This is a genomic window from Photobacterium sp. GSS17, assembly GCF_028621875.1.
Lineage (GTDB): Bacteria > Pseudomonadota > Gammaproteobacteria > Enterobacterales > Vibrionaceae > Photobacterium > Photobacterium ganghwense.
Map to the genome: position 1 here is coordinate 662,743 of NZ_CP117517.1, position 14,079 is coordinate 676,821.

At 44.0% G+C, this 14,079-nt stretch carries 14 protein-coding genes; 7 read left to right on the forward strand and 7 right to left on the reverse strand.

Annotation, left to right across the window (positions count from 1 at the left end; all coding sequences use genetic code 11):
- Window positions 1-9 precede the first annotated feature (9 nt).
- Window positions 10-1,170, reverse strand: a complete 1,161-nt coding sequence (locus PGW97_RS03015; RefSeq protein WP_273858610.1) for an MFS transporter — start codon at window positions 1,168-1,170, stop codon at window positions 10-12.
- A gap of 195 nt (window positions 1,171-1,365) precedes the next feature.
- On the opposite strand from PGW97_RS03015, the gene PGW97_RS03020 reads away from it, so the two are divergent.
- Both PGW97_RS03020 and PGW97_RS03025 read left to right on the forward strand, forming a co-directional pair.
- The gene (locus tag PGW97_RS03020) at window positions 1,366-2,259 is read left to right on the forward strand and encodes a LysR family transcriptional regulator (RefSeq protein WP_273858611.1); all 894 of its coding nucleotides are present in this window, start codon (window positions 1,366-1,368) and stop codon (window positions 2,257-2,259) included.
- Window positions 2,260-2,515: 256 nt separating this feature from the next.
- The gene (locus PGW97_RS03025) at window positions 2,516-3,649 is read left to right on the forward strand and encodes an HNH endonuclease (protein ID WP_273858613.1); all 1,134 of its coding nucleotides are present in this window, start codon (window positions 2,516-2,518) and stop codon (window positions 3,647-3,649) included.
- Window positions 3,650-4,056: 407 nt separating this feature from the next.
- Here the strand turns inward: PGW97_RS03025 and PGW97_RS03030 are convergent, their stop codons facing one another.
- Window positions 4,057-4,656 (reverse strand): hypothetical protein, encoded by a 600-nt coding sequence (locus PGW97_RS03030; protein WP_089183695.1) that lies wholly within the window; start codon window positions 4,654-4,656, stop codon window positions 4,057-4,059.
- 107 nt (window positions 4,657-4,763) lie between these two features.
- Here PGW97_RS03030 and PGW97_RS03035 point away from each other — a divergent pair, with 107 nt between their 5' ends.
- Window positions 4,764-5,882: a hypothetical protein gene (locus PGW97_RS03035; protein ID WP_273858618.1), complete on the forward strand. Its 1,119-nt coding sequence runs from the start codon at window positions 4,764-4,766 to the stop codon at window positions 5,880-5,882.
- 191 nt (window positions 5,883-6,073) lie between these two features.
- The gene (locus PGW97_RS03040; protein ID WP_031855495.1) at window positions 6,074-6,841 is read left to right on the forward strand and encodes an inovirus Gp2 family protein; all 768 of its coding nucleotides are present in this window, start codon (window positions 6,074-6,076) and stop codon (window positions 6,839-6,841) included.
- A gap of 24 nt (window positions 6,842-6,865) precedes the next feature.
- Here the strand turns inward: PGW97_RS03040 and PGW97_RS03045 are convergent, their stop codons facing one another.
- The 5 genes from PGW97_RS03045 to radC all read right to left on the reverse strand — a co-directional run bounded on the left by PGW97_RS03045 (window position 6,866) and on the right by radC (window position 9,586).
- On the reverse strand, window positions 6,866-7,366 hold the full coding sequence (locus PGW97_RS03045) for a lecithin retinol acyltransferase family protein (protein ID WP_193269486.1): 501 nt from the start codon (window positions 7,364-7,366) through the stop codon (window positions 6,866-6,868).
- A gap of 101 nt (window positions 7,367-7,467) precedes the next feature.
- The gene (locus tag PGW97_RS03050; RefSeq protein WP_140101964.1) at window positions 7,468-8,028 is read right to left on the reverse strand and encodes a tyrosine-type recombinase/integrase; all 561 of its coding nucleotides are present in this window, start codon (window positions 8,026-8,028) and stop codon (window positions 7,468-7,470) included.
- Between the two features lie 204 nt (window positions 8,029-8,232).
- Window positions 8,233-8,661, reverse strand: a complete 429-nt coding sequence (locus PGW97_RS03055) for a DUF2787 family protein (RefSeq protein ID WP_273858623.1) — start codon at window positions 8,659-8,661, stop codon at window positions 8,233-8,235.
- 26 nt (window positions 8,662-8,687) lie between these two features.
- Window positions 8,688-9,113 (reverse strand): DUF2787 family protein, encoded by a 426-nt coding sequence (locus PGW97_RS03060; RefSeq protein ID WP_012841201.1) that lies wholly within the window; start codon window positions 9,111-9,113, stop codon window positions 8,688-8,690.
- Window positions 9,110-9,586 (reverse strand): RadC family protein, encoded by a 477-nt coding sequence (gene radC, locus PGW97_RS03065; RefSeq protein WP_012841200.1) that lies wholly within the window; start codon window positions 9,584-9,586, stop codon window positions 9,110-9,112. The genes PGW97_RS03060 and radC overlap by 4 nt, the downstream gene beginning before the upstream one ends.
- Window positions 9,587-9,814: 228 nt before the next feature.
- Here radC and PGW97_RS03070 point away from each other — a divergent pair, with 228 nt between their 5' ends.
- From PGW97_RS03070 to PGW97_RS03080, 3 genes are all read left to right on the forward strand, one after another.
- A complete protein-coding gene (locus PGW97_RS03070) occupies window positions 9,815-10,252 on the forward strand; it encodes an RNase H family protein (RefSeq protein WP_273858628.1) in 438 nt (145 codons plus the stop codon).
- 122 nt (window positions 10,253-10,374) lie between these two features.
- Window positions 10,375-10,581 carry an AlpA family transcriptional regulator gene (locus PGW97_RS03075; RefSeq protein WP_273859616.1) on the forward strand — a complete coding sequence of 69 codons (207 nt, stop codon included), beginning with the start codon at window positions 10,375-10,377 and terminating at the stop codon, window positions 10,579-10,581.
- Window positions 10,582-10,713: 132 nt separating this feature from the next.
- A complete protein-coding gene (locus PGW97_RS03080; protein WP_273858630.1) occupies window positions 10,714-14,073 on the forward strand; it encodes a DEAD/DEAH box helicase in 3,360 nt (1,119 codons plus the stop codon).
- Window positions 14,074-14,079 lie beyond the last annotated feature (6 nt).

A 14,079-nucleotide genomic window follows, 5' to 3' on the forward strand; every position in this document is an offset into this window, starting at 1 on the left:
GGTGCGTTATCACGCCCGAGAAAGCCGCAGTGTCATGCGCCACATAACGGGTGTGATCCCGATGCACAGGGTGGCAAACACCAGCAATGGCGTGTAACCGGGCGAACCGGACTCGGCGGGAATAATCAGCATGCTACTGATGGCACCCGCACTCCCCGCCGCAAAATGCTGCAGGGCATTTTGCATCCCAAGCACCCTGACCCGTATGCTGTCGCTGACAGAACTGATGATTTCCGTCACCAGAACCAAAGTTCGGGTGGCACTGACAACCATAAAACCGGCAAAGCAGAACACGGCCAGCAAGCTCCATTGGAGGCTGAAGCCCGCCAGTGCAGTGATAACCATCCCGCCGGAGAGCGCGGTGATCAATCGAAGGGATTGTTTCGGGTGGTGACGGCCATACCATTGCATCGCTACAAAACAGCCGCTCCCGCCAAGCAGGTAGCTCAGACTCAATTGCGCTTCGCTGATGGCCAGTCGCTCAAACAGCATCACCGGAAACTGTAAGGAAAGCAGGAAGGTGCTAAATACCGCCAGAATAATCGTAGCGATTCCCGCTATCAGTGGTCGGTTCATACCTTCGTCCACCGTATGATATTGGCTGCCAGCTGCCGGTGGGGGGCATGCGTTTGCTGTGTTTGCAATGCTTGTAAAAGAAGAAAGGGGGAGTAAGCCAAAACCAAGCAAAGCGATGACCAGTAGTCCGCCAACCATCCAAAAGGCGCTTTGCCAGTCAGTCTTCCCGGCAAACAGCAATAAAACCGGTATGCCAACGGTCAGCGCGAGCGGGTAGGTACTCATGATGTATGCGGTGAACTTTTTCTTCTGGCTGGGATGGGTACAGGCGAGCAAATGTTCCACATTCAGCACCGTTAATGCCCCACCAAATACACCGGCAGCCACTCGCGCTGCCAGCATGAAGGCAAAGTCAGAGGTGGCCGTGACAGCCACCGTACTTGCGGCCAGGCCGAAAAGGCAAAGCATGACGATGAACCGATTGGATGTACGTGAACGAATGAGCAAGCAAGTGATCGCAGCAGCAAGGGTGTAGCTCGCGGTCAGGTATCCAGCCTGTGATACCGGAGTGTGGCTGGCCGCCGTCATCATCGCGCTGAGCGGGACGGCCATCAATCCATCCAGTGCGACTAAAAAGTGAATGAAGAAAGCCACAAGAGGTAATCCATAACGCGTGTTTGAAGTGGGTGTCAGGTGTGTGTCCATTAAGTGTGATTCAGTTTGGTGAATGTTGGCGTTATGCTATCTATTCCATATTTGGCAATAAATACGAAATAATGGGCTAGTTTATCCCGCATGATGGGATAAAAGCCGACTGACTTTCCACCACTGACTTTCAAGGAGAATGATGTGCTTGAGCGGATTGATCACCTGTGGCTTCGCAGTTTTTACCAGGTGTGCAAGTTTGGCAGCTTTAACAAAGCGGCGGATTACCTGGGCTTACCCTCGTCCAATATCAGCCGCCATATCGCGCAACTGGAAGAGAGCTTGTCGATTCGCTTGTTTGAACGCACGACCCGTAGGGTCAGCATTACCGAACACGGGCAGCAGTTGTATGAGTCAACCTATCCGCTTTTTGCAGCCCTTGATAGCGCGCTGGAAGAGTCGGGGAACCATGCCCGCGCCTTGCGTGGCAACTTGCGCTTACTCATGCCGGATCTTCCGGATTTGGCCGAGGTGGTCACTCACTTCGCCTGTTTGCATCCGAACATTGTGATTTCCTGCGATACCCGCTTACAGCCAGATCTTTCTTCGTTGGACAGCTTTGATTTAGTGCTCAGCTTTAACCGCGGCCAGCTTAAAGACAGCGGTTGGGTTGCGAGAAAAGTAGCAAGTTGGCCCAGCGTTGTGGTGGCTTCACCCGGATGGATGGCTAAGCACCCCCCTCCGGCGACTATCAGTGAGTTGAAAGACTACCCTTGTATCACCAGCCTGAGCGCTATTGGCGGTAAACCTTGGATTTTCAAGCAAGCAGGGAAAGAAGTGACCTGCCACGTGCCATCCCGTTTTAAGGTGAACAGTGGCGCAATGGCTAAAGCGGCCGCACTTAAAGGAATGGGGTTGGCAATTCTGGCTGAAGTGGCCTGCCGGGCAGAATTGGAAAACGGAAGCCTGAAGTGCATTGCATTAGACGCCAGCCCTGCCGACCTTGAACTGTTCGCCGCCTACAGCAGCCGAAAACATGTTCCCCGAAGAGTACGGACCTTTTTGGATTTTCTGGGCCAGCATGAGTGGCTGGTTTAACGTATGCGATTATCTAGATAAACAAACTGCTGTTGGGTTACTAATTTTCGATAGCTTGTTATGGAGTGCGCATATTTGGGTATAAGCCCTTTAAAGGGCGTGTAGTAAGGCGAATAAGTGTAGGATGGTCACAGTTTTTGAGTGATAAAATACTTTTAAAATAAATGGTTATCGAACTTGTTGTGCGATGGGTTTATTATTCATTTTGTTTATTATCAGCCGTGCGAGTCACCGCGTTTAACCTTCAGCTAAGCCTATGTCTCTTCAATACTATATCGATAAGTTTCAAAATCTTAATACCAATAGCATTAATGGCCGTAATAGCCCGCATAAGGTTTGTATGCTGCTGGCAGTGATGAAGCTGATTGATGAAGGTATTATCACGCAAAATCGGATTGTATTTGATGACTTGTTGAAAGCGAGTTTTAGCGAATGTTTTGCCCAGATGCGCCAAGCCAATGACCGAAATACACCAGAAAACCCATTTTATCACTTAAAAACTGAGGGTTTTTGGCATTTGGTTTACCACCCAGGTGTTGACTCATATTCGGTCAAACGTTTCTCGGCCAAGACGGTTTCACATGTGCGGCTTGATGATGAGCTATTTGATTACATGCGTAGCCCAATCGCGGCTACCGATTTAAAAGATGCGTTGACCAACAACCTGAGCAATCTATCTGATTTGTTCTCAAATTGGCTAATCGGGTTGGGGAAGTCAGAAAAAACGGCAAAAAACTATTTGCAAGCATTGCAAAGTTCAATTCCTCGGTGGATGGCTGAGAAACAGCTCATAGAGCTGCAGCCTTTGACAAAAATTCGCTCTTATCAACAATTTCATGCGCTCGTTGAGCGAACCAGACAGTTGGATGAGTTTAAAATTCGCAACACCAACGGAAATGGCATGTACAGCGCGGCGCTCAATGCTTACTCGCGGTTTTTAGCTGATATCGCTCAAGTCGATTTAAAGCAAGACGTCGAAGATATCCTTGAAGACAACGCTCTTTCTGCAACCGAGAAATCGATTTTGGTGAGTACCCGCTTAGGTCAGGGGCATTTTCGAGAGCAATTGATCCGCTATTGGCATGGCCATTGTGCGGTCACCGGATATTCGGAAACTCAGATGTTAGTGGCTTCTCACATTAAGCCTTGGCGCGATGCTAACAACCGCGAGCGTCTGAATCCCTATAATGGCTTGTTGTTGCTCGCGAATATCGACAAAGCCTTCGATTTGGGTTTCATCTCATTTCAAGATAGCGGCAAAGTGATGATTGCCCGCCAGTTGGAAGATCCAGAAGTATTAGGGATTCGAGATGACATGGCGGTGAACCTGCATCGTGAGCACAAGCCTTTCCTATCACACCACCGGATGGAAATTTTTCGGGGTTTTTGAGGAATTAGAGCCACTCTTGTTTCAGACTAAAACGTTCTATTTAAGCATTTAATTAATGAAGTGAGAGGCACTTGAAGGCCTATCAGCGTTAAGCTGGAGTTGGAACTTTAGATGATGAGGCCATTGATAAATGCAAAGTTTGGCATGGCGCATAACGTTGAATGTATAAAAAACAAAAAGGCGATAACCCGAAGGTTATCGCCTTTCCAAACGTTTGGGCTGGCGTAAGTTGAACTTGTGGTTTAACTTTATGATTTTATATCATAAGTGATGATTTGATTTTTTCTTTGGTTACTAAGATGGTTCCTAAAGTAGTTTATACAGAAATTTTGATTGAGATTTTTTAGATTCATTGGATGATGTGTGGCTTATGCCACTACATTATAAGCTTGAGAGAGTTCGAGAGGTTACGTATCTTTTTGGCCTACATAATCAGCAAGCTTTTCAAAGGCGTCAATCAGGGAAGCATTTTGCTTTTCAAGGACGTTGATTCTTTTTTGCATTTCCGCAAGTTGAGACGTCTGCTGGCGGAGTTTGCTTTTGTCATTACTTAGTTTTTCAACCTTATGACGAAGAGATATGTTGGTATTTTCTAGTTTTAATATTTCTCTTTTGAATGCAGAACCGTCAATTAATGCTTTGACTGACTGCCCCAGATTATCTAATCCATTATCTGCTTTTATTTGTTCCAAGTGGCTGTAGATATCCTTCTTAACCATTACGGATTTTTCTTTTTTTTCAGGGTTTCTTCGCCGCTCTTTCTGGTCCCAAGCTCTTTTCATTTTAATCAAGTTACGTTGTCTTGTTTCTTCTGTATCCAGACTCGAAAAGTAGCGTGATGCTTGCTGCATAATATTTTCTTTCGAGGGATACCTTTCTCCTTTTCCGCCAACGACCAAGCCTTCTTCAGCTATTCCGTTCTTTTGGAAATACTGCACGACCCATACCGACATTCTATGGTTACCAAATGTCATCCATTTTTTGAACTCATGCTCTTCTGATGTCATTACTATACTCAATAATTTTTTTGTTACATGTATATTTACATGTAATATTTAGCATGTCAAAAATTATGGTATTATGATTTTAATAGGTATTATAAAGTAAAAAATCGATGGTTATGAATATACTGCTCCAGCCTTGGAAAGGTTTGAAGCCTCAAGATAAGGTCATATATATGCGGTGGCTCTTACTTGCTCATGGACAAGGGCATAGTCAGTGCTCAATCGCATTATTGGCTGAAAAGTTAATGATGAAAGCTTCGATGGTCCGAGCTTCGGTTACTCGGTTATGTCTAAATGAGTATGTGACTCGAAGTAAAGAAGGAGGACAATATGTCATTGCTCAACCTGAAATTGGCGATAAAAATCGAGAGCTAAGTGAAGCGAAGAAATCCCATATAAAACAGCTTTTGGGAGAAGGTGAGGATTTGTGCGGTGTACGAGCCGAAAGTATCTCTAAGCGGTTACTAAAATCGGTTCTAGTCGCTTTGAGTGACGACATCGGAGTGGTCAATATGATTAGTTTTTCTCAGCTTTCAAGTGTTACAGGAATGACGGTGCAACGCTTACGTCGGTATAGGGACGAGCTAATAGACTCGGACTTTATCCTAAAATTTATCAACGGATGTAATGCCCCAACACTTTATAAAAAGGCCTATTCTATCTTTATTATTGACCCAGAGGGATTCGGTGGGGGTAAGGTTTGTGTAAGAGACTACCTTACTCAAGATTGCTTCAGTTACGACCCTTTACGCGCTATCCAGAAAGGGGTCAAAGCATGGATTTGGGGGGTAGGCCAGAAGCGTCGAAGTGAAGTCTCACGACATAACAGTGATATCAGACTCTATCATATGTTTGATGAACTGATTTCACGAAAGGTCAGGGGGGGATTAGAACAAAACTATCAAATAAGAGAGCGGAAGTTTAACGTACTTACCGATGATCCTAAATTGAATCGCGAAATCGCAAAGAGTTTGAGAGATCATGTGAATGAGTACTCCATACCGATCTGCAATATTATACCAACCCTTATCCCAGAAGCGTCTGAAAGCCAAGAATTGGATATCTACTGCTTTCAACGAAAGCAATCTATGATCATTTTATTGAACTTGCCTTTAAAAGTTCGAGGGCGTCTCGTTTTGAGTCACTCTGAAGAAAAGCTCATAGAATTTGAGTCGAATGATCTAAAAGTAGATATCCAAGGGTTTGTACCCCGTTTTCTCGATAGTTAGTCGTCTATATGTAACTAAATGTCGAGTTGAACCCTGTCCTCTAGCCTAATCCGTATCTATTGTCATGTGATGTTTCGGTGTCGGACCTGTTTAGTATATTACCTATTATCCATTTCAAGATAGAGGACTAGCCATACGGTAAGTTTTTACATCAGTACTACTCATATGTTCATAAATTAAGGAGTAGTATCATGACAAGACGTAGCCCATCAACGACTAATGTTAAGAGATTCAGAGGAATACATCTTAGAACCAGGGAGCTTCCTTTGATTTCTAAAAACCTAGTTCAAGTTCACGACGTACTGATGGATGCGGTTGAGGACTTTTCACGAATAACGGCGATTAGGCTCGATTTACGGTACCCTAAATCATATGAAGGTGATGAAGTCTCCAATGCGATTACCAGTTTTTTTCGTTCATTAAACAGTCAAATCAAAGAGGAGCTTAAGCGGCGAAAAAGACGCAAAACTTCTGTTAGTAGAGAGCGCTTACGGTTTATTTGGTGTAAAGAAATCGATTCTTCATCATATCCTCATTACCACATTGTGATTATCTTAAACAAAGATAACTTTCGTTACCTAGGAGACTACAGTGATTTGAGCCTCTTAGAAAATGTTGGTAAATGTAAAACGCTTTATCAAATGGTGGTATGTGCATGGTCGCGGGCGCTTAATATTGACTTTAGGGCGGCGCATTGGGGCGTAAGAGTCCCAGATAACCCAACTTACTATGTGGTAGAGCGTCATCCTTTTGATGATTATGACGATGAAGATTATGAGGGGCAGAGTTTTAGGGCAATGTTCAATCCGTTATTTAACCGTGCCGTATATTTGACTAAGTTAAGGTCGAGGGCTGTCGGTAGAGGTAGAACATTTGGTACTAGTCGGCGTACTCAAGAAGAAATCGATAATCAGTTCTTTAGAGAGTTATTGCAAGAGAGCTTACTTCCTCGCGTTTAAACAAATAAAGGGGAGAGAATCCCCTTATCCTTTGTGACGATACCTTAAATCCCATACACGCCACTGATTCGCTTGAATGTGCGCATAAGCGTCACCTTTAAGCTGAGTTAATGTGAAGGTGTTTGAGAAGGTGTCACCACTCAGACAGGAGCTACAGAACTGATGGCAGTTTTCATTTAATAGGGAATAGTCTGTTTGTACACCAAGCATAGCTTCTGCTATTTGAGCGGTAAACTCACTGCCAGTAGAATTGCCGTGAGCATTGCAACTAACGTAAATGGAAAGGGCTGTGGTATCTGCTAGGAATTGATGAATTGATACGGCCTCGATAAGACCTTTGCCATTACGATGGATGATACGTCCGTCTCCCACGTAGACACCTGAATGTTCAGCATATCCAAATGCGAGATCGCAATACACAATGCTACCTCTGATTGGGTGATTGGTTTTCCAGAATAAGTTTTGGATTAAACTTTTCGATAAGCTGCCTACAACAAAGCTGCCTATTGCGTGATATGGGTTCATGTTATTTGCTCTCAAATGTAATAATTGCGAAACTCAAAAAGGCTGTAAGCCTAATGTTTATAAGGGATTGACGGTCCCGCCCCCTCACTAAATGACCCGGTTTAAAGTTCAAGAGAAACAAAGTCTTTATCGACTTCATCTTGAGTGATACCGATATAGCGAAGCGTGACGCCCTCAGATGTGTGACGAAGCATTTTCATGACACGGCCTATATCTTTTGTGGATTGGTAAAGAAAGTAGCCTCGCGTCTTTCTCATCGAGTGAGTACCTAAAGCAATATTTAGCTCTTGGCCTACTTGTTGAAACGCCATAGACACAGCGCGTCGCGTGATTGGCTGGGGTGGTTTGTTTTTCAACTGTTGGCATCGGTGGGATTGAAATAAGTAGATATGGTCGGGATGCTGACCCCTTAATCTAGCAATATGCTGCTGCGCTTTGGTATTGAGCTGAATGTTTGCCAGCTTGCCAGTTTTACTTTCACGAATAATAAGTCGGTCACCATGAATGTCTTCAAAGCGAATCGATAACAAATCAGAAATCCTCAGTGCCAGGTTTAATCCGATATGCCATACATCGGCCATTTGTGGATGACAACGAATACTCAACAAATGACCAATCAGGCGTATGGTGTCATCGTTTTTGATTGCTTGGACCTCAGCCATAATCTGCTTCCTTTATTGTCTGTAGAAGGATGTTTTGAGAAGCACAGAGCCGACGATATCAAGAAACCCTTGTGCAATAAGGGATTGAAGCTTCCCGTTTTAACAATATGGGAAGCAGGCATCGGCGTCGCTCTATGCTGGTGGTTTTGTTGAATGCTTGCTAACTGAAGGGCTTTGGGTGAGTAAGTGGATTGGCTTTGGTTGCTAGCCACACTTAATCTGAATTTGGTTGTAAGCGTCCATTGCCACATAAGCTAGAAAGTTACACTCCCACATTTCATACAGCTCCGTGGTTTCTTGTAGGTGCATGCCAAGCCAGCCGCTAAAGCGTGCGAAAGCGACGTTGTTAGCAAAATCAAAAGTCAGGTCGGGAATTAGTTCCGGTGTTTCGTCATCCACATAAACGCGGTCCGTTATTTCACTAATCGCAATATGGCTGTCTTTAATATCGATGGTGATAGAGACAGGATGAAACCCTCCATCTTTCGGGTGGTAACTGGTGTCCTTAAATCGGATAGTTAGCCGTCCTCGGTAATTAACATCATGAATAGAGCGTTTAATTAAGTCTTTGAGTTGGTGTGAAGGCTTGGCTCGCTTGCATGCGAACATAGCCAGGTTAGCAGCTTGATTCATAGTGACCTCTTTGAGGGAAATGGAGATTAGCGAATGGGGGTAATGTCGATTGAGATTGCAGAGTGTGCGATGAGCGAGCGAGTGACTGCTTTAAGCCAGCTGGCGAGTAAGGTTTGTACTTCTGGCCGTTGTAAACTGCACTGCTTAATTTCAGGGTGATAGAACCAACAACCCGCGAAGTTGAAATAAAGCGATAACTCTTTTTGTGGCGTACCTGTGACGACAACATCAAAGGTTGCGATAAAGCGAAGCTGCCAGGGCGAATCACTGGATGTGCGTTCTAATTGAATTTCAATGGGCTGAAATCGTTGGTCAGTCTCTTGAGAACGAATGTTTAACGCCAATCGTTCAACTGTATTAGGAATGGTGCTGTCCAATAACAGGGCATCAAGAAAGCAATGCATTGGAGTAACGAGCTCATCACTAAGTCCGGAAACAATAAACTCACTCATATCAATCCCTTCTCAGCAAATGAAACACAACCTTCACCAACAACGATGTGGTCTAAGACGCGGATATCCACGAGCTTTAGAGCGTCGATAAGTCGCTGAGTAATGCGTTTGTCGGCTTGGCTAGGCTCAGCAATGCCGGAAGGGTGGTTGTGGGCAAAAATTACTGCGGCAGCGTTGTGGTTTAGTGCTGTCTTCAATACTTCACGGGGATAAATCGAAGCGGCGTCAATCGTGCCAAAGAACAACTCTTCAAAACTGATCAACTGATGTTGGTTATCTAGAAACATCACGGCAAACACTTCTCGGTCATGAGATCCTAACTTGAGCTTTAGGTACTCTTTGACATTAGTGGGGTTGGTGAAGGTGCCTTCACGTTTGTATTTCACAGCCAGAGCCTCGGCTGCACGCTCTAGCAGTTCATTGAGTTCTGAAGTCTCAAAGGGGTAGTCATGGTCAGTCTTTTGGGTACGCATAAGGGCTCCTTGGGGTATCTGTTTGGTTATGCGTACTGATGAAATATATCTGAAAGGGTTTTAAATCAGGCTTGTCAGGAATTGGAGGGGAGAAAGCAAGCGTGCCCAGAGACAGGTAAAAAATAACTTACTTGCCGTTGTTATGTAGGAATCGCTGTAAAGCAAGTTATTAACAACCAAGCCGAATCAGAGAACGTATCGGCTTATTAGTCTCTGGAGAGTATGACAATGAATACAGAAATTTATGTAGAAGCGGCCATGGTGAGAAAGCAAAGAGGTCGTCTTGTTGGTGGTGTTGGCTTAATCGTGATCGATGATGATGCGTGCATTGAACATGAAGATTGGGAGTATTTTGGCTATGTCGCAGACCAAACTTACCTAGAGCTGTCAGCGCTTGCTTTTGGGTTAAAGCATGCGAGAGATGGCGATATTATCTATTCAAGCAGCGATTATTGCGTCAAAGGCTTTAATGAGTGGTTAGATGGCTGGAAGCGACGAGATTGGCGTAAAGCAAATAAAGAATCGATAGCTAATGCAGAGCTCTGGCGGCTGGTGGATGAGAGAAGCGCGGAGAAGCGTGTTGAGGTGAGAAAAGTCGCAGCCTGTTCAGCAGGAAAAGATGCAGCTTATAGATACGCTCTCGCAGCGGCGAACCGTCAGTTGTAATGAAAATGAATCACTTGCTGGTACTGCCAGCAAGTGATTCATATTTGCCGTTATCGAATTTTATAGCTTTGCAAACAAACCACAGGGACAAAACGGTATTTTTTTATGTGCAAGTCAATCCCATGGGAACCAATGACATAGGAGGACGTCCCATGAGATTTCTAAAACTAAAAGAAGTAATGGAAAAGACAGCGCTGAGCCGTTCAGCGATTTACCGGAAAATGAATGAAGATCAATTTCCTCTGTCCATCAGCCTGGGGGATAGGGCAGTAGCTTGGGTTGAAAGTGAAGTGGATGAGTGGATGGAGGGGTGTTTAGCTTTAAGGTGATTCAGTGCCGCTTTGTTTTCAGAGGGAGCCGTCACACTCTATCATTCTTCTGGCATTCTTTATCGCCTTATGCAACCAGGCTGTATATCATCGTAAGTTAATGATGTTTGATGGTATTGTAGGTTTTGGTTAGTGGAGAATAAAAAAGAAAGCTTAGTTAATATATTGAAGTCTTGGCATTTAGTGGAGTTTTTTCAAGCCTACTCGGTACCAGACAAAGACGACAGTAAAATTGCTCCAGTAAACGTGGCTGGTCACGAGTTGCAATCGCACGGTAATTACCTACTTCCGTGGTTAAATCCCGTGGCTCGTGACAAGCTAGGCCTTACTCCAGGAAAAAAGTGTGTTTATACCCTATATCTAGGATTGTTCGATAAATCGGCGATAGATAAAAAAGTTGCAGAGTATTTTTCTACCAACCGCCAGGAGGATTGCTTCTCTGAAGAGATAGAGCAAAGAAGAGACAATGAAGGGGTGTCTTGCTTTGCCAAATTGATGTTGGATGAGTTTGGTACTCCCCGGCTCGATACCTTTTCGGTAAGCACACTACCTTGGGCTTTAGCCGAGTTACTCGGGGGAAGGGCAGGGACGATATCTCAGGAACGATTTGATAGTCGCTGCGAGGACCTTAACGAGTTTGTGGAGCGGTGGGAAACAACCTTGCCTAGCCATCCTCGCTCAGAGGGAAGACATACTCTTTGTGTGAAAAGCCTAATGAACTTGATTGAAGGGCTTTATCAATGGGCTGGTATTTCCAATCAGGAGTTATTGCTTTCAGATAATTCAAAGGTTTACCCGCTTCAGATGGCTTTTTATGAGTACGAGGCGAAGTCAGACAACCTTTTGGAGAATAAAAACAAGTCAGAAAAAGCTGAAGACGATAATGAAGATGACCCTAGCGATGACGAATCTCAGTTACCCATCCTGAACAGCTTTTACATTCGAGATATAGAACGTGCCATTAATGCGGTTTCTACTGGCAGGAGCAGCAAGCCCCTTCAAACGTATCTGGGGCAATCCGATCATAAGCATGTCGACCTGTATACAAACGATTCGATTCCGTTGATTCATAATCACCTGAGCCCCAAAGAAACACCAGAAGGAAGGTGGCTGACGGAGCCTGCGCACAACATGTCCTTAATGCAGCAGTTTGCCATTAATACCGTATTCAAGGAGCTAGATACTGGTGGTCTTATCTCAGTTAATGGTCCTCCTGGAACAGGTAAAACGACGTTGTTGCGAGATATAATTGCGCAGAACATCGTTGAGAGAGCGAAAGTATTAGCGTCCTTTTCGAAAGCTCGTGACGGGTTAAGTTCTGAAGGGTTTCTTACTGAAGATCTTACTGACTTTGAAATGGTCGTTGCGTCATCGAATAATGCCGCCGTTGAAAATATCTCTAAAGAGCTTCCTCAAGCAAAATCGGTAGCTGGCAGATATGCTGATACTGGTTTTTTTCGCTCTGTTGCCAATCAAGTAAGTGCTGATGAGAAGAAAGGTCGTTTACAGCCCTTGGACGATAACAAGCAGAGCTGGGGGAATATTTCAGCTGCTATGGGTGCTTACAAAAAGAGGCATAAGTTTCTTGATCGTTTTTTCTTCAAGTATTATTACGAAAAAGGTAAGGAACCAGCGGTTAGAGAACCTTGTTTAGACTTCTTGAACTTTTGGCAGTATCGCTCAACTTATACAGGGCCTTCTTTTGATACAGCTAAAAAAAACTTTAATGAGAAATTATCTCGTTTCCATGAGCTTAATAACAAGCTAGCCTATTTTGATAGCCTGCAGAAGACTTTCGATGAACATCAATTTGATGCTGATTTGCATCAAATGAACCTAGTTCTAAATGAGCTAGAAAACCATGCTCATACGCTCTCTATAGAGCTAGATGCCCTTAGTTCAACAAGAAATGCTGAAGTTAGAAGGGAAGAAGAAATTTCAATTTCCCTTGAGCTGTTGAAAGTTAACTCACCTAGTTGGTTTAGTCGGTTCTTTAACACTAAGAAAAATAAACAATATAAGGCCTCACTATCCCAAAAGCTTGGCGAATTCGAAAGTGTCAAAAAAACTATCCGGTCGATTGTTGGTGATGTTGAAGCCAAAGAAATCGAGGTAAAAGTATATACAAAGAAAATTTCACAGCAGCAGGTTGATATTCAAGCTAAAGAGCTTGAAAAGAAGAAGCTTCTAGATGAGTTAGATGCCTATAGAACGGAGTTTAAAGGGTATCATCTACCTGAAATTACTGATGATATCGAGGAGCATGACAGGCAGAGGCATGCTTGCTGGCAGCACGCAACTATCAATGGATTACGGTCTGACATTTACGCGGCAGCGTTAGAGCTTCACGAGTCTTGGTTGATAGAGGCCAGTAAGCAGAGCGCCTTTCTATCAAAGATAAGAAAAATCAATGATGTTGTATTAGGGAAGAGTAGCGAAAATGCACTGGCGATTTGGCAGATACTATTTATGTTTGTCCCCGTGGTTTCGACGACTTTTGCTTCATTGGGAAATATGTTTTCTAAGTTGCCACCAGAATCTCTAGGTTGGCTCATGATTGATGAAGCCGGGCAAGCAATACCCCAAGCAGCGGTTGGTGGGTTGCTTCGTGCTAAGCGGGCTGTGGTTGTTGGAGATCCTCTGCAAATCGAACCTGTGTTTACTTCCCCACCAGAGCTTATTGACTACCTAATGCAATCTAAATTGCAAGAGGAATCCGAGAAGTGGGACCCTTGTAAGTGGTCAGTTCAGACGTTAGCCGATCGCGTTAATCCATATGGCTGTATGATAGATATGGATGGTGAAAACCAATGGATAGGTATACCGTTATGGGTACATCGCCGATGTATAGAACCAATGTTTAGCATTTCGAATGAAATAGCTTATAACAATCGAATGATACATGGCTCTGACAACAATAAAGATGTTGAGCCAAGAACTCATAAGGCCTTAGGACACAATCGATGGAATGATTCACAAGGAGACTGTGTACTCAAACAGTACAAACGTGAGTTGGCTGAAGATGTTAAAGCTCTTTTACTCGAATTAGCAGCGAACAATGGTGACTTAAGCAGCATCTACCTGATAACACCGTTTAAAGCGGTAAAAAAAGAGTTGAAAGAAGATCTAAGGCGTAGCAAGTCTGAGCTGTTGAGTAACTCGAATTGGAAAGGGAAGGACTTTAATAACTTTTTGAAACACAACGTGGGGACTGTTCATACCTTCCAAGGCAAGGAGAACGATACCGTTATTTTGGTACTTGGTTGTGACACAAGAAACAGTGGTGGGGCGTCTTGGGCTTCTTCAAAGCCAAATTTGTTGAACGTAGCGGTTACCCGAGCCAAAAAACACTTGTATGTCATCGGCGATATTCAGGTTTGGTCTGACAAGCGCTATTTTGATAAAACATACAGTAAGTTGAATCATTTTAGTATGAATGACTATTCGCAGAGCGATAGTACAACTAAACACAATGACCCACAGCCTGTTTAGGTTAGT